We start from the raw sequence: 14,323 nt of genomic DNA on the forward strand, positions 1-14,323 counted from the left end.
TCGTAGCTCGCAACCCGAAGCCCGAAGCCCATTCTTACAGGTAGCAATATGGCCCACCAGGACAATTCGCAAGCCCCTGCGGGGACCCAGGACGAGAATCACCTGATCGCGGAGCGTCGGTCCAAGCTGGCCGCGCGTCGCGAGCATGCCGCCGCCAGCGGTGGCAGTGCCTTCCCCAATGACTTCCGTCGCGACAGCCTCGCCGCCGAGCTGGCCGCCGAATTGGGCGACAAGGACAAGGCTGAGCTTGAGTCGCTGGGGCGGTCGGCCGCCGTGGCGGGGCGGATCCTGCGCAAGCGCGGGCCCTTCATCGTCATCCAGGACGCCTCCGGCCAGATCCAGCTCTACGTCGACAAGAAGGGGCTGCCCGCCGAGACCCTCGAGGACATCAAGGGCTGGGACATTGGCGACATTGTGGCCGGCCGCGGTCCGGTGCACAAGTCGGGCAAGGGCGATCTCTACGTGATGATGGAAGAGGCGCGCCTGCTGACCAAGAGCCTGCGGCCGCTGCCCGACAAGTTCCATGGCCTGACCGACATGGAAGCCCGCTATCGTCAGCGCTATGTCGATCTGATCATGAACCCCGACTCGCGTCGGGTCTTCGAGACGCGCGCCGGCGTGATCAGTGCCATGCGCCGCTTCTTCGAGGATCACGGCTTCATGGAGGTCGAGACGCCGATGCTGCAGCCGATTCCCGGCGGCGCGACGGCCCGGCCCTTCATTACCCATCACAATGCGCTGGACATCGACATGTACCTGCGCATCGCCCCGGAGCTCTATCTCAAGCGCCTGGTGGTGGGAGGCTTCGAGAAGGTCTTCGAGATCAACCGCAATTTCCGCAACGAGGGGCTGTCCACGCGTCACAACCCCGAGTTCACCATGGTCGAGTACTATCAGGCCTACGCGGATTATCAGGATCTCATGGACTTCACCGAGGCCATGCTGCGTACCGTGACCCGTGAAGTGCTGGGCGATACCCGCGTGCTCAGCACTGTGCGTGACGCCGAGGGCGAAGTGCTCGAAACCTTCGAGTACGACTTCGGTCAGCCGTTCGAGCGGCTCAGCGTGTTCGATGCCATCCTGGCCCACAACCCGGACATCACCGCCGAGGCGCTGGCCGATGAAGCCGCGGCGCGGCAGATCGCCGAGCGCCTGGATATCGGCGTCAAGGATGGCTGGGGGCTCGGCAAGGTGCAGATCGAGATCTTCGAGAAGACCGTCGAGCATCGTCTCCAGCAGCCGACCTTCATCATCGACTACCCCACCGAGGTCAGCCCGCTGGCACGCCGCAAGGATGCCGATCCCTTCGTCACCGAGCGTTTCGAGTTCTTTGTCGGCGGTCGCGAGCTGGCCAATGGTTTCTCCGAGCTCAACGATGCCGAGGACCAGGCCGAGCGCTTCGCCGCCCAGGCCGCCGAGAAGGACGCCGGCGACCAGGAGGCCATGTACTACGATGCCGACTACGTGCGTGCCCTGGAGTACGGCCTGCCGCCCACGGCGGGCGAGGGCATCGGCATCGACCGCCTGGTGATGCTGCTCACCGACAGCGCCTCGATCCGTGATGTGTTGTTGTTCCCGGCCATGCGGCCTTCTGCCGACTGAAGGCGCTGCGCACCTGGCCTGGACCTGGCTCGCCGCCTTCCGTTTGCTTCGTAGGCGGCCGCTTTGGCCCTCATGCGGGTGATCGGTCGGGAAATGTTGGTAAGGGGCGCCCCTGGCGCCCATAATGGTCAGCGTTTCGACGTCGAGGAGACCACGATGAAACTGCTCAACCGCTCCGCCCTGAGTGTCAGGCCGACCCAGCATTTCGTCGACTGGATCAATGCCCTGGAGCCCACCGTTGGCGATGACGACTTGGCCCTGGAGGACGTCGAACGGGAAAGTACCGTCTACCTGATTCCAGAGATGGATACTCCCGAAAATCTCGAGGCCTTCGTGCGCGAGCGTTATCTCGAGATACTCGAGACCGAGCTACGCGCCTGGGAAGAAGACGAGCGCCAGTGGCCCGAAGCGCTGGACTGGGCGCTCTTCCAGCGCTTCCTGTGCATCGAGCACAGCTATCTGGCTATCGACCTCGACGATGAGGCAGCCCTGGAGATTGCTGAGGTGGATGATTCGATGCTGCTGGAGACCGACCAAGACTGAGCTCTTGACGAAAAGTGTCTGCACTCGGTGATGACGGCGTTGAAAGCGGCCTCAAAATGCTCATTTACTCTTTGTAAACTGCGCTTTTTTGACCGCTTTCGCCTTGCCTCACCTTCGTTCGCCAACTTTTCGTTCAAGACCGATGGGCGGTATGCAACGTGTTTCCCCAGGTGATGTATCCTGCGCTCTCCCTGGGAAGAAAGCGTCCTTTGCAAGACCCTCTGAACTCGTGACGAAAAGCGTCTGCTCTCGCCGACTTTTCGAACACTGACGGGCGGTATGCAAAGGCCGGCCCCGGCCGTCGAGTCTGATGAGGGGCTTGCCCCGGGCAGGCCCGGGCGTATCGCTTCCTGCGTTAGTCCTGTCCCCGCGCCGGTTTTTCCGTGGAATGGATCCTGGTTCATGAGTCGACTCTTCGCGACCCGAGAGGGTGATGATGGCCTGCCTGGCCCCGAACGCCGGCTGGCCGTGCTGGCGTTGATCTTCGGCACCACCATGGCAGTGGTGGACGCCACCATGATCAACCTGGCGTTACCCTCCATCGCCGCGGATCTCGAGGTGGCGTCGGCCAGCGCTGTCTGGGTCACCAATATCTTCCAGGTGACCTGCGCCGCCTTCCTGCTGGTGTTCTCCGGGCTGAGCGAGTTGGTCGGGCGTCGTCGTCTCTATGTCGCGGGGCTGGCGCTGTTCTCGGTGGCGGCGGCGGGCAGCGCGTTGTCCCGTGACCTGGATACCTTGCTGGTGTTTCGCGCCCTGCAAGGGTTGGGGGCCGCGGCGACTCTTTCAATCGGGCCGTCGCTGTATCGCACTATCTTTCCATCGCGGCTGCTGGGCAGCGCCCTGGGGCTGAGTTCCCTGGTAGTGGCCACCGGTTATACCGCGGGGCCGGCGATCGGCGGCCTGGTGCTGTCTGTGGCCGACTGGCCCTGGCTGTTCGCCCTGCCGGTGCCAATCGGTATCGTCGCCGTGATCCTGGCCTGGCGGGCCTTGCCCCGTGAGCCGGGCCGGCGCGGGGGCTTCGATGCGGCGGGAGCCGGCTGCTCGATCCTCGCTCTCGGTGCCCTCTTCCTGGCCATGGATGGCGTGGGCCATCAGACGCCCGCTTGGCAGTCCCTGAGCTGGCTGCTGTTGAGCCTGGTTGTTGCTGGACTCTTCGTGTGGTGCCAGCGGCGCGCTCCCCATCCACTGTTGCCGTTGACGCTGTTTCGCCAGCGTCGCTTCAGCTGGGCGGTGTCGGCCTCGGGGCTCGCCTTCGTCGGTCAGGGGTTGGCCTTCGTAGCCCTGTCGTTCCTCTATCAGCAGAGCATGGGCTTTTCGCCCCTGAAGACGGCCTGGCTGTTCACTCCTTGGCCGCTGGCGATCATGGTGGCCGGGCCGCTGGCGGGCCGACTCGCCGACAGGGTCAATCCCAGCCTGTTGTCCTGCCTGGGGCTGGTGGTGCTGATCGTCGGGATGATCGCGCTGGCCGACCTCGAGGCCGAGGCCAGCGTGGTCGACTGCCTGTGGCGCACGGCGCTGTGCGGACTGGGCTTCGGCATTTTCCAGCCGCCCAACAATCGCGAGCTGATGGCCAGCGTGCCGGCCGAGCGCAGCGCCAATGCCTCCGGCGTGATGAGTACCACCCGCACCGTGGGACAAGCTCTGGGCGTGGCCCTGGTCGGTGCTTGCCTGTCGGTGGGGGCGCCGGTCCAGACGGCGCTCTGGGGTGGCGCGGTGGCCGGGGGGCTGGCGTTGCTGGCGAGCTTCGGCCGGGTTTCGTTGGCTGGTGAGGCAGCGCGAACACGTCGTCGCGCCGCCAGCGAACGCGTACAATGAGAGCGACATTCACCATCGGGGAGCCGACATGAGCACCCAGTCGACCATCGAGGAAAAGCTCCAGGCCCTCGAGCCCACCTTGCTGACGGTGGAGAACGAGAGCCATATGCACAATGTGCCGCCGAACGCCGAGACCCACTTCAAGGTGACCCTGGTCTCGTCGCGTTTCGAGGGCATGATGCCGGTGAAGCGGCACCAGCAGATTTACGCCCTGCTGGCCGATGAGCTGGCCGGTCCCGTGCACGCCCTGGCGCTGCATCCCTATACCCCGGAAGAATGGCAGTCGCGGGGTGAGGCGCGTCCGGATTCGCCGAACTGCCGGGGCGGCGGCGCCTCGTGACCACCGAGCCGCATCGGCTGCAATATCTGGAAGCCATGGGCCTGACGGCCTGGGTGGCGCGCTATCGCCTGCCCAATGCCCAGCCGACCGAGGCCTGCGAGTGGGAGCCGGAACCGGCCGAGAAGGGCGGCTCCCGCGCTCCCGGCGAGCGCCTGCACGCCCTGTTGGAGGACGCCGCCGAGGCGCCTTCGACGTCACCCGAATCGAGCGAGTCGACGGCGCGCCCGCCGGCAGGACAGGGCAGGGCACGTGCCCTGCTGGGGGATCTGGTGCCGGGGGAAGCCGCCCCCGCTTCGACTACCAGCGTGCCGTCTCCGACCCCACCGGTTTCCTCGCCGGCCGAGCCACCCGCCGAGGCGTTGCGCTTCACCTGGCAGGTGACCTGCCTGGATGGGCGCTGGCTGCTGGTGTTGCCCCGCGATGCCGGTCCCAGCGACACGGAATATCGCCTGCTCGGCAATCTGTTGCGGGCGGCCGGTGTGGTGCCTTCTCGGCCGCCGAGCTTCGAGACCTTCCGCTGGCCTCAGCTTGAAGGGCTATCGGTCGAGGCGCCTCTGGAAGAAGCGCAGGAAGGGCTGCGGGCCTTTCTAAACGGGCGCCGACAGCGTGGCTGGGTGCCGGAGCGGCTGCTGGTGTTTGGTGGCGACGCTGTCCTGAGTGACCTGCTGGTGCTTACTGAGGGGCACAGTGGCCTGTTGTCGATGCCTGTTTGGCAGGGCCCCGATCTGAAGGAACTGGCGCATGGCGCCGAGGCCAAGCGCGCGCTGTGGCCCCGCATGCAGGACTGGAAGCGCGATTGGCGGGGCGGTGATGAGGAGCCTCGCAGCGATGCCTGAGCCTGCCCCGATCCCCCTGGGGCGCTCGGCTCTGGCGGCCCTGGTCGAGCTGGAACGCGTATCCCAGACCTATCCCTTGTCGACGGCCCGGCTGGGGGCAGCACTGACGGATAGGACCGATGTGGTGTTCGGGCTCGAGGAAGACGGCGAGTTGCTCGGCTATGCCATCCTCTCGCGTCTGCCTTTCGATGCTGAACTGCAGTCGATCCTGGTGGCACGTCAGGCGCGTCGTCGTGGTCTGGCGGTGGCGCTGATGGAGGCGGTGATCGCTCAGGCGAAAGCCTGGAAGAGCGAACGGCTGTTGCTGGAAGTCAGAGAAGCCAATGCGCCGGCGATCACGCTTTACCGGCGCATGGGGTTTGCCGAGGATGGGCGCCGTCGCGACTATTACCCGTCGCTGGACGGCGCCGGGCGGGAGGACGCCTTGTTGATGTCACGCCGTCTGGACGGGGCGTGAACCGGGGCTCAGCCGTGCTGCTGCTGGGGCGCCGGTTGTTCTTGCTGGGATGACTGCTCGGTCTCGATATCGTCGAACTTGCCCAGCAGCGCCGACAAGCGACGCTCCCATTCCTCGCGTTCCTGCTTGAGGCGGGCGTTTTCCTCGCGCAGCTCCTCGGCTTCCATCTTCATCAACTCCAGGGCCTCGACGGCGCTGGAGACTTTCTGTTCGAGCTGGTTGAAGAGTTCGATGCTCATCCGTTTCTCCTGATGATGTCCTGCTGAGTCGGGCCCGGCCCGGCGAAAGCGTCCTGCCATCGGCAGCGTAACGCCACCGAGGGGGCTCAGCAAGCGTCTTCGACAGGTGAGTCCTTGTCCGTGGGGCGGCGCTGATACAGCCGTCCGGTACTGTCGCCCGCGCGAACCTCCCGATGCAGGATCCAGTTGGCCGGTACTTCCGGGTCGAGGGTCGACTCGGTTTCCAGGTAGATGCTGGCGTCGTCGCTCAGCCAGCCACGCTCCAGCGCCGCACAGCAGGCGGCCGCCAGGTCCTGGCGGAAGGGCGGGTCGAGGAAGACGAGCGAATGAGGCGTCGGTTCGGCGTCAAGAAAGCGCATGACATCGGCATTGATCACCCGGGCCCGGGTAACGCCCAGCGTGGCCAGGTTGTCTTCCAGGGCGCGGCTCGCTCGGCCGTCGAGCTCGACCAGGGTGGCATCACGGGCGCCGCGTGACAGGGCCTCCAGGCCAAGGGCGCCGGTGCCGGCGAAGAGGTCCAGGACCCGAGTGCCGGCGAGGCCGGCCCCCAGCCAGTTGAACAGCGTCTCCCGGACACGGTCCGGCGTGGGGCGCAGTCCCGGCAGGTCAATCACGGGGAGCAGGCGGCGGCGATATTCGCCGCCGATGATGCGCAACTGGCCTCGGCCACGACCAGCGTCTCGGCGATGGGAGGCGGCGCGGGAGTGGCGCGATGGGCGGGAGGAGGAGCGGCGTCGAGTCATGGGGGGCGATTGTAGCGGGCGTCTTGTCCACAGTCATGGTGCGCGATGGTAGGATGTGACGATTCGTTCACCCGCGAGGCTGAATCCCCTCATGTTCGGTTTTTTCAAGCGCAAGAAGAAGCAGCAGGAAGAGGCGTCCCAGACGCCTGAGCAGGAGGTCGAGCGCGACGAAGCGGCGCTCGCCGAAGAGGAAGTGGCGTCATCCGACGTCGGGCCGGCATCCGAGGTGGAGCCGGAGCCCGCTTCCGAGGTCGAGCCCGAACCAGCGCCCGAAGTGGAGCCGGAACCCGCTTCCGAGGTCGAGCCCGAGCCAACGCCCGAGGTGGAGCCGGACCCCGTTCCCGAGGTCGAGCCCGAGCCGACGCCCGAAGTGGAGCCGGAACCCGAGGTCGAGCCCGAGCCGGTGCCCGAGGTGGAGCCGGAACCCGTTCCCGAGGTCGAGCCCGAACCAGCGCCAGAGGTGGAGCCCGAGCCGGCCGCTGCGGCGCTCCGGGAAAAGCCCCGTGGCGAGAAGAAGGGGTGGTTCGCGCGGATCAAGAATGGGCTCGGCAAGACGCGGGCCAATCTAGCCGATGGCCTGGCCGGGCTGTTTCTCGGTCGCAAGCAGATCGACGACGATCTGATGGAAGAACTCGAGACCCAGTTGCTGATGGCCGATGTGGGGATCGAGGCGACTACCGAGATCATCGATCGACTCACCGAGCGGGTTTCCCGCAAGGAGCTCAAGGACCCGGAGGCACTGTTCAAGGCGCTTCAGGAAGAACTGGCGGGGCTGCTCGAGGGCGTCACCCAGCCCCTGGAGCTGCCGCCCAAGGGCGAGGGTCCCTTCGTCATCCTGGTGGTCGGCGTCAATGGCGTGGGCAAGACCACCACCATCGGCAAGCTGACCCAGCGCTTCCAGCGCGAGGGACGCAGTGTGATGCTGGCTGCCGGTGACACCTTCCGCGCCGCTGCCGTGGAGCAGCTCAAGGTGTGGGGGGAGCGCAACGACGTGCCGGTGGTGGCCCAGCATACCGGCGCCGACAGCGCCTCGGTGGTCTACGACGCCCTGGCGGCGGCCCGGGCGCGCGGCGTCGACGTGCTGATCGCCGACACCGCCGGGCGCCTGCACAACAAGTCGCACTTGATGGAAGAGCTTAAGAAGGTGCGGCGGGTGATGGGCAAGCTCGATGCCGACGCACCTCACGAGGTGATGCTGGTGCTCGATGCCGGCACCGGCCAGAACGCCCTTTCCCAGGCCTCGACCTTCAACGAGGCGGTGCCGGTCACCGGGATTACCCTGACCAAGCTCGATGGCACCGCCAAGGGTGGCATCATCTTCGCGCTGGCCCAGCAGCTCGGTACACCGATTCGCTTCATCGGCGTGGGCGAAACGCTGGATGACCTGCGTCCGTTCGCGGCCCGCGAATTCGTCGATGCGCTCTTCGACAGGGACGATGCCGCGGCATGATTGCCTTCGAACACGTCGGCAAGCGCTATGGAGGGCGCTTCGAGGCGCTGGCCCATCTCAACTTCCGGGTCGGGCGTGGCGAGATGGTCTTTCTCACTGGTCACTCCGGGGCCGGCAAGAGCTCTCTGCTGCGCCTGATCATCCGCCTCGAGCGGCCTAGTCGGGGACGCATCCTGGTGGCGGGCCATGACATCGATCGGCTGCATCATACCCAGGTGCCCTTCTATCGGCGCCAGATCGGTGTGGTCTTTCAGGACCACCAGTTGCTTTTCGATCGCTCGATCTACCACAACGTGGCCCTGCCTCTGGAAATTCAGGGCATGGAGCTCCGGGAGACCTCGCGCCGTGTCCGGGCGGCGCTCGACAAGGTCGGGTTGCTGCATCGCGAGCGGGCCCTGCCCATCGAGCTGTCGGGCGGTGAGCAGCAGCGGGTGGGCATCGCCCGGGCGGTGGTCAACAAGCCGGCCCTGCTGCTGGCCGACGAGCCGACGGGCAACCTCGACCCTCAACTGTCGGCCGATATCATGTCGTTGTTCGAGGACTTCAATCGGATCGGCACCACGGTGATGGTGGCCAGCCACGATCTGGCGCTGATCGCCCGGCTGCGGCATCGCACTCTGCGCCTGCACGACGGACGCCTGGTGGCCGACGAGGAGGCTCTATGAGCCGTCAAGGACAAGAGCAGCCCCGACGTGGTGCCCGAACCCATCGGGCCGGCGCCGGTGGGCGCTGGCGTAGTTGGGGGCGTCACCATCGCGCCATGGCCCGGGACAGCGCACTGCGTCTGTTGCGCCATCCGCTGAGCAGCCTGCTGACCATGCTGGCCATCGCGATTGCCCTGGTGCTGCCAGCCGGCCTGTGGCTGGCCCTGGACGGTGCCCGGCTGCTCGACGCCGAGCTCGACGAGAGTGCCACCCTGACGGCCTATCTCGCCGAGCGGGTCGATGACGGCGAGGCGGGGCGTATCGAGGAAGCACTGGCGGCCCAGCAAGGCGTGGCGGATACCCGCTTGATCACCGCCGCCGAGGGCATGGCCGAGTTTCAGCAGTCGCTGGGGCTCGAGGATGCCCTGGCGCGCCTGCCTGGCAACCCGCTACCGGCCAGTGTGGTGGTCTCGCCTGTCGATCCTTCGCCGGAGGCCGTGCGCCGGCTGGCCGACGAACTTGGGGCCTTGAATGGCGTCGAGGAGGTGCGGCTCGATCTCGCCTGGCTGGAACGCCTGCGTCATCTGGCGGAACTCGGCCAGCGGGTCACTCTGGCGCTGGTCGTGCTGTTTGGTATGGGCGTGCTGCTGGTGGTGGGCAATACCATCCGGCTGGCCGTGGAGAACCGTCGCCAGGAGATTGAGGTGGTGACGTTGATCGGCGCCACCCATCCGTTCGTGCGGCGTCCCTTCCTGTACAGCGGTGCCTGGTACGGCTTGGGGGGCGGCATCCTGGCCTGGGGGCTGTTGACGCTCGGCGGAGACTGGCTGTCGGGGCCGGTCTCGGCGCTGGCGGCCAGCTACGGTGCGAGTTTCGTGCTGCCGACCCTGGGAGTCGGGGGCTCGGCAACGCTTCTGGCCTGTAGTACACTACTTGGCTGGCTGGGTGCCTGGATCGCGGTCAGTCGTCATCTGGCGCAGATCCGCCCCCGCTGATGCCATGAGGAAAGCTGTCACGGAGAACTGCCGTCACGAAAGCGTCATGGCAAATTCATTGCGAGCCGGAACCAAATCGGTCCCTTGCCGTCAAAGGCAGCGATTGCCGATTCCACTCATGGGTTTCGAGGGAGACAACCTGCAAATGAGCACCAGTCTTCTACCGGTGGGCCATCTTTCACCGGGTCACGACCTCAATGGTTATATCCAGGCGGTGAATGGGATTCCCATGCTCACCGTGGACGAGGAGCGTGAGCTGGCCTTCCGCCTGCACGACGAGGGCGACCTCGAGGCGGCGCGCCGTTTGGTGATGTCTCACCTGCGTTTCGTCGTGCACATCGCACGGAGCTATTCCGGCTATGGCCTGGCCCAGGCGGACCTTATCCAGGAAGGTAACGTCGGCCTGATGAAGGCGGTCAAGCGCTTCGACCCCAATCAGGGCGTGCGCCTGGTATCCTTCGCCGTGCATTGGATCAAGGCCGAGATTCACGAATTCGTGCTGCGCAACTGGCGGATCGTCAAGGTCGCCACCACCAAGGCGCAGCGTAAGCTGTTCTTCAACCTGCGCGGCGCCAAGAAGCGCCTGGCCTGGTTGAACAGCAACGAGGTCGAGGCCATCGCCAAGGATCTCGACGTCAAGCCCGAAGTGGTGCGCGAGATGGAAGGGCGTCTATCGGCCTACGATGCCGGTTTCGATGCCGCGCCCGGCGAGGACGAGGAGTCCGCCTATCAGGCGCCGGTCCACTACCTGGACGACGCTTCCCAGGATCCGGCCACGCAGCTCGAGGACAGCGACTGGGAGGAAGACTCCACTCAGCGCCTGCAGGCGGCCCTGTCCGAACTGGACGAGCGCTCCCGCGATATCCTCCAGCGGCGCTGGTTGAGCGACAGTAAGTCGACGCTCCACGACCTGGCCGATGTCTACGGCGTGTCTGCCGAGCGCATTCGCCAGCTCGAGAAGAACGCGATGAAGAAGATTCGGCAGAGTATCGGCGATACCTTGGCCGCATGATAGTGCGCTGATTTCCTGACAGTCGCTGCCTCGCCGTCGCAGGCGGCATGGAAAACGCCCTGGCCATTGGCCGGGGCGTTTGTGTTACAGGCTCTCGTGAGGTGTCAGGCGGGCTGGGGTGCCTCGCGGAGCAGGCAGGCGGAGAGTGGCTGCCACTGGTCTTCCCAGTGTTCGGTGGGGCGGCGCTTGAAGTCGCTGCGCACATACTGGGAGATGCGTCCCTCGACCTGGGCCAGCAGCATATTGGCAGCGGCTGGAATCGGCATCGCCGGGCGCCGTCCCTCGCGTAGCTCGGCCTCGCGCAGTACCTGCTTGAGCTGGGTTTCCAGACGTTCGAACAGCTGGTGGATGCGCTGTCGCAGCCGGGCGGTCTCGCCGGTCAGGGCGTCGCCGCCTAGCAGACGCGACAGACCAGGATTCTTCTCGGCGAAGCCCAGCAGCAGGGTGAGGATCTGGCCACAGCGCGGCACTGCTTCGGGCACTTCCTCGAGAATGCGGCCGATGCGTTCGAACAGGGTCTGTTCGATGAACTCGATGAGTCCCTCGAACATGCGTGCCTTGCTGGGGAAGTGGCGGTAGAGAGCCGCTTCCGAGACGCCGATCTGGCGGGCCAGGGCGGCGATGGTGATGCGTTTGCCACTGTCTTCCTCCAGCATCAGCGCCAGTCCTTGCAGAATCTGGTCGCGACGGCTGGAGGGGGAAGCTTCCTGCGTCATGGTGTGCTTTTCTTGTCGCTCGATGGGGAAAGGGTCAGTCGTCGTGGGGCTCGTCTCCGGCGTTGGTGATCAAGGTGCCGACACCGGCATTGGTGAAGATCTCGAGCAGGGTGGCGTGGGGCACCCTGCCATCGATGATATGGGCGCTGGCTACGCCGCCCTTCACGGCTTCCAGGGCGCAGCGAATCTTCGGCAGCATGCCGCCATGAATAGTGCCGTCGGCGATCATGGCATCGACCTGGGCGGTGCTGAGGCCGGTCAGCACCTCTCCGTCGGCATTCATCAGTCCGGCCACGTTGGTCAGCAGCATCAGCTTCTCGGCGTCCAGCGCCTCGGCCACCTTGCCGGCCACCAGGTCGGCGTTGATGTTGAAGCTGCGGCCCTCGGCATCGACGCCGATCGGGGCGATCACCGGAATGAAGTCGCGGCTGGCGAGCATCTCGATGAGATCGGTGGAGATGTGCTCCACCTCGCCCACGTGGCCGATGTCGATGATCTCCGGAGCGGTCATTTCCGGGCTCTGGTGCTCTACCTTCAACTGGCGGGCGCGAATCTGGGCGCCGTCCTTGCCGGTCAGGCCGATGGCCTTGCCGCCGCACTGGTTGATCAGGTTGACGATGCCCTTGTTGACCAGCCCGCCGAGCACCATCTCGACGACGTCCATGGTCTCGGCGTCGGTGACGCGCATGCCGTTGACGAAGCGCGACTCGATGTTGAGCTTCTCGAGCAGCTCGCCGATCTGCGGGCCGCCGCCGTGAACGACCACCGGATTGATGCCGACTTCCTTCATCAGGACCATGTCGCGGGCGAAGGAGTCGATCAGCGGGTCTTCGGTCATGGCGTTGCCGCCGTACTTGACCACCACGGTCTTGCCGGAGAAGCGCTGGATGTAGGGAAGTGCCTCGGAGAGGACTTCCACTACCTGGCGCGGGTCGCGAGTCTGTTCGGTCATGTCGGGTCCGTGTCGTGTCGGGGAAGCGTCAGAGCGTGATCTCGAGCGTCGGGTCGACCTGCTCGAGGGCCTCGGCGAAACGGTTGCGAATGCGCTGCAGCGCTGCCTCGCTCTTGCCTTCGAAGCGCAGCACCAGCACTGGCGTGGTGTTGGAGGCGCGGCACAGTCCCCAGCCGTCGGGGTAGTCGACGCGAATGCCATCCAGGGTAGTCTTGACGCCGTCGTCGCCGAAATCGCCTTCCCGGGCCAGGCGCTCGACCAGGTCGAACTTGGTCTCGTCGGTGACCGTGACGTTGATCTCGGGGGTGCCGATATCCTGAGGATAGCGCGCGAAGAAGGCGTCGGTATCGAGGGACTGGCGCGACAGCACTTCCAGCAGGCGGGCGGCGGCGTAGAGGCCGTCGTCGAAGCCGAACCAGCGTTCCTTGAAGAAGATGTGGCCGCTCATCTCGCCGGCAAGCTGAGCGCCGGTCTCTTTCATGCGTGCCTTGATCAGCGAATGGCCGGTACGCCACATCTCCGGCGTGCCGCCGGCCTCTTCGATCACCCGGGCCAGGTTGCCGGTGCACTTGACGTCGAAGATCACCCGGGCGCCGGGGTTGCGCTCCAGCATGTCCTCGGAGAAGGCCATCATCAGGTGATCGGGGTAGATCAGCTTGCCCGAGGGGGTGACCACGCCCAGCCGGTCGCCGTCGCCGTCGAAGGCCAGGCCGATGTCGGCGCCGCGAGCCTGGACCTCGGCGATCAGGTCCTTGAGGTTTTCCGGCTTGCCGGGATCCGGGTGGTGGTTGGGGAAGGTGCCGTCGATCTCGGCATAGAGCGGGATGGTCTCGGCACCGAGACGCTCGACGAGCTTCGGGCCAAGCTCGCCGGCCACGCCGTTGCCGCAGTCCACCACGGCCTTGATCGGTCGTGTCAGGACGACATCGCCGAGGATGCGTTCCAGATAAGCCTCGCGCAGGTCCTGCTCGCTCACCTGGCCCTGGCCTTCGGTCAGGTCGTCTTCTTCCAGGCGGCGGTGCAGGTCGGTGATGGTCTCGCCGGACAGCGTCTCGCCACCGAGCACGATCTTGAAGCCGTTGTAGTCGGGCGGGTTGTGGCTGCCGGTGACCATCACGCCGGAGGCGGTGCCTTCTACCACGTGGGTGGCGAAGTAGAGCACCGGCGTCGGCACCATGCCAATATCGATCACGTCGCAGCCCGAGGCAGTCAGGCCGCGGGTCAGCGCCGCGAGCATGCGAGGGCCGGAGAGGCGGCCGTCGCGGGCGACGATCACGCGGGTTTCGCCCTTCGCCCTGGCAGCGCTGCCGATGGCCCGGCCGATACCTTCGACACCGGGTTCGGTGAGGGTGTTGTCGACCACGCCGCGAATGTCGTAGGCGCGAAAGATGGAGGCGGGGGCGATATGGGCCTTGTCTGTCGTCATGTCATCAGTCCTTGATCGTGCGTGAAGTCAATGGCGCTGTCGGGTCAGTGGTGTTGGTCGGGTCAGTGACGGCCGGAGCTGCCGAAGCCGCCCATGCCCCGGGCGCTGGCGTCGAAGTCGTCGACGACCTCGAGGTCGGCCTGCACCACGGGTACCAGAACATACTGGGCCAGGCGCTCGAAGGGCTCCAGGGTGAAAGCGGTGTCGCCCCGGTTCCACACCGAGACCATCAACTCTCCCTGGTAGTCGGAGTCGATCAGCCCCACCAGGTTGCCGAGCACGATGCCGTGCTTGTGGCCGAGCCCCGATCGGGGCAGGACCATACCGGCCAGGCCCGGGTCGGCAATGTGGATGGCGAGTCCGGTGCGCACCAGTTCGCAGTCGCCGGGCTCGAGGGGCAGGGGGGCGTCGAGCAGGGCTCGCAGGTCCATGCCCGCCGAGCCGGCGGTGGCGTAATGGGGCAGATAGTCGCGCATGCGCTCGTCGAGCAGCTTGACGGCGAGGCGGGGACGGTCGGGAAAAGTCGGCATCGGGTGTCTTCCGGAATCGGGGT

Annotated in this window: 16 protein-coding genes; 10 read left to right on the plus strand and 6 right to left on the minus strand. The window is 66.0% G+C overall.

What is annotated here, in order from left to right; genetic code table 11:
* The first annotated feature begins 48 nt into the window (after nt 1-48).
* The 6 genes from lysS to rimI all read left to right on the plus strand — a co-directional run bounded on the left by lysS (nt 49) and on the right by rimI (nt 5,593).
* Nucleotides 49-1,602: a lysine--tRNA ligase gene (lysS, locus tag FZZ93_RS16100; RefSeq protein WP_149323320.1), complete on the plus strand. Its 1,554-nt coding sequence runs from the start codon at nt 49-51 to the stop codon at nt 1,600-1,602.
* A gap of 156 nt (nt 1,603-1,758) precedes the next feature.
* The gene (locus FZZ93_RS16105; RefSeq protein ID WP_149323321.1) at nt 1,759-2,145 is read left to right on the plus strand and encodes a hypothetical protein; all 387 of its coding nucleotides are present in this window, start codon (nt 1,759-1,761) and stop codon (nt 2,143-2,145) included.
* A gap of 402 nt (nt 2,146-2,547) precedes the next feature.
* Entirely contained in the window at nt 2,548-3,960 is a 1,413-nt protein-coding gene (locus tag FZZ93_RS16110) for an MFS transporter (RefSeq protein WP_149323322.1), read from the plus strand.
* 28 nt (nt 3,961-3,988) lie between these two features.
* Nucleotides 3,989-4,300 carry a BolA family protein gene (locus FZZ93_RS16115; RefSeq protein ID WP_149323323.1) on the plus strand — a complete coding sequence of 104 codons (312 nt, stop codon included), beginning with the start codon at nt 3,989-3,991 and terminating at the stop codon, nt 4,298-4,300.
* Complete coding sequence (locus FZZ93_RS16120) at nt 4,297-5,136, plus strand: hypothetical protein (RefSeq protein ID WP_149323324.1); 840 nt, start codon at nt 4,297-4,299, stop codon at nt 5,134-5,136. The genes FZZ93_RS16115 and FZZ93_RS16120 overlap by 4 nt, the downstream gene beginning before the upstream one ends.
* Nucleotides 5,129-5,593, plus strand: coding sequence for a ribosomal protein S18-alanine N-acetyltransferase (rimI, locus tag FZZ93_RS16125; RefSeq protein WP_149323325.1), 465 nt, complete (start codon nt 5,129-5,131; stop codon nt 5,591-5,593). Before FZZ93_RS16120 ends, rimI begins: the two co-directional genes overlap by 8 nt.
* Nucleotides 5,594-5,601: 8 nt before the next feature.
* Here the strand turns inward: rimI and FZZ93_RS16130 are convergent, their stop codons facing one another.
* Together FZZ93_RS16130 and rsmD are read right to left on the minus strand one after the other, a co-directional pair.
* Nucleotides 5,602-5,832, minus strand: a complete 231-nt coding sequence (locus FZZ93_RS16130) for a cell division protein ZapB (RefSeq protein WP_149323326.1) — start codon at nt 5,830-5,832, stop codon at nt 5,602-5,604.
* Nucleotides 5,833-5,918: 86 nt separating this feature from the next.
* Nucleotides 5,919-6,575, minus strand: coding sequence for a 16S rRNA (guanine(966)-N(2))-methyltransferase RsmD (gene rsmD / locus FZZ93_RS16135; RefSeq protein ID WP_149323327.1), 657 nt, complete (start codon nt 6,573-6,575; stop codon nt 5,919-5,921).
* Between the two features lie 91 nt (nt 6,576-6,666).
* On the opposite strand from rsmD, the gene ftsY reads away from it, so the two are divergent.
* The 4 genes from ftsY to rpoH all read left to right on the plus strand — a co-directional run bounded on the left by ftsY (nt 6,667) and on the right by rpoH (nt 10,676).
* Nucleotides 6,667-8,025: a signal recognition particle-docking protein FtsY gene (gene ftsY / locus FZZ93_RS16140; protein WP_149323328.1), complete on the plus strand. Its 1,359-nt coding sequence runs from the start codon at nt 6,667-6,669 to the stop codon at nt 8,023-8,025.
* Nucleotides 8,022-8,690 carry a cell division ATP-binding protein FtsE gene (gene ftsE, locus FZZ93_RS16145; RefSeq protein ID WP_149323329.1) on the plus strand — a complete coding sequence of 223 codons (669 nt, stop codon included), beginning with the start codon at nt 8,022-8,024 and terminating at the stop codon, nt 8,688-8,690. The genes ftsY and ftsE overlap by 4 nt, the downstream gene beginning before the upstream one ends.
* On the plus strand, nt 8,687-9,664 hold the full coding sequence (ftsX, locus tag FZZ93_RS16150) for a permease-like cell division protein FtsX (protein WP_149323330.1): 978 nt from the start codon (nt 8,687-8,689) through the stop codon (nt 9,662-9,664). The genes ftsE and ftsX overlap by 4 nt, the downstream gene beginning before the upstream one ends.
* 145 nt (nt 9,665-9,809) lie before the next feature.
* Complete coding sequence (rpoH, locus tag FZZ93_RS16155) at nt 9,810-10,676, plus strand: RNA polymerase sigma factor RpoH (protein WP_149323331.1); 867 nt, start codon at nt 9,810-9,812, stop codon at nt 10,674-10,676.
* Nucleotides 10,677-10,780: 104 nt separating this feature from the next.
* Here the strand turns inward: rpoH and slmA are convergent, their stop codons facing one another.
* From slmA to dut, 4 genes are all read right to left on the minus strand, one after another.
* Nucleotides 10,781-11,392, minus strand: a complete 612-nt coding sequence (gene slmA, locus FZZ93_RS16160; RefSeq protein WP_149323332.1) for a nucleoid occlusion factor SlmA — start codon at nt 11,390-11,392, stop codon at nt 10,781-10,783.
* A gap of 34 nt (nt 11,393-11,426) precedes the next feature.
* Complete coding sequence (argB, locus tag FZZ93_RS16165) at nt 11,427-12,344, minus strand: acetylglutamate kinase (RefSeq protein ID WP_149323333.1); 918 nt, start codon at nt 12,342-12,344, stop codon at nt 11,427-11,429.
* A gap of 28 nt (nt 12,345-12,372) precedes the next feature.
* A complete protein-coding gene (locus FZZ93_RS16170) occupies nt 12,373-13,770 on the minus strand; it encodes a phosphomannomutase/phosphoglucomutase (protein WP_149323334.1) in 1,398 nt (465 codons plus the stop codon).
* 62 nt (nt 13,771-13,832) lie between these two features.
* Nucleotides 13,833-14,300, minus strand: a complete 468-nt coding sequence (dut, locus tag FZZ93_RS16175) for a dUTP diphosphatase (protein WP_149323335.1) — start codon at nt 14,298-14,300, stop codon at nt 13,833-13,835.
* Nucleotides 14,301-14,323 lie beyond the last annotated feature (23 nt).

The sequence above is a fragment of the Halomonas eurihalina genome, from assembly GCF_008274785.1.
Classification (GTDB): domain Bacteria; phylum Pseudomonadota; class Gammaproteobacteria; order Pseudomonadales; family Halomonadaceae; genus Halomonas; species Halomonas eurihalina.

Excerpts from the sequence above, each read along its gene's own strand:
- lysS (WP_149323320.1), top strand. The coding sequence starts at position 49 with ATGGCCCACCAGGACAATTCGCAAGCCCCTGCGGGGACCCAGGACGAG.
- FZZ93_RS16105 (WP_149323321.1), top strand. The coding sequence starts at position 1,759 with ATGAAACTGCTCAACCGCTCCGCCCTGAGTGTCAGGCCGACCCAGCAT.
- FZZ93_RS16110 (WP_149323322.1), top strand. The coding sequence starts at position 2,548 with ATGAGTCGACTCTTCGCGACCCGAGAGGGTGATGATGGCCTGCCTGGC.
- FZZ93_RS16115 (WP_149323323.1), top strand. The coding sequence starts at position 3,989 with ATGAGCACCCAGTCGACCATCGAGGAAAAGCTCCAGGCCCTCGAGCCC.
- rimI (WP_149323325.1), top strand. The coding sequence starts at position 5,129 with ATGCCTGAGCCTGCCCCGATCCCCCTGGGGCGCTCGGCTCTGGCGGCC.
- FZZ93_RS16130 (WP_149323326.1), bottom strand. The coding sequence starts at position 5,832 with ATGAGCATCGAACTCTTCAACCAGCTCGAACAGAAAGTCTCCAGCGCC.
- rsmD (WP_149323327.1), bottom strand. The coding sequence starts at position 6,575 with ATGACTCGACGCCGCTCCTCCTCCCGCCCATCGCGCCACTCCCGCGCC.
- ftsY (WP_149323328.1), top strand. The coding sequence starts at position 6,667 with ATGTTCGGTTTTTTCAAGCGCAAGAAGAAGCAGCAGGAAGAGGCGTCC.
- ftsE (WP_149323329.1), top strand. The coding sequence starts at position 8,022 with ATGATTGCCTTCGAACACGTCGGCAAGCGCTATGGAGGGCGCTTCGAG.
- ftsX (WP_149323330.1), top strand. The coding sequence starts at position 8,687 with ATGAGCCGTCAAGGACAAGAGCAGCCCCGACGTGGTGCCCGAACCCAT.
- rpoH (WP_149323331.1), top strand. The coding sequence starts at position 9,810 with ATGAGCACCAGTCTTCTACCGGTGGGCCATCTTTCACCGGGTCACGAC.
- slmA (WP_149323332.1), bottom strand. The coding sequence starts at position 11,392 with ATGACGCAGGAAGCTTCCCCCTCCAGCCGTCGCGACCAGATTCTGCAA.
- argB (WP_149323333.1), bottom strand. The coding sequence starts at position 12,344 with ATGACCGAACAGACTCGCGACCCGCGCCAGGTAGTGGAAGTCCTCTCC.
- FZZ93_RS16170 (WP_149323334.1), bottom strand. The coding sequence starts at position 13,770 with ATGACGACAGACAAGGCCCATATCGCCCCCGCCTCCATCTTTCGCGCC.
- dut (WP_149323335.1), bottom strand. The coding sequence starts at position 14,300 with ATGCCGACTTTTCCCGACCGTCCCCGCCTCGCCGTCAAGCTGCTCGAC.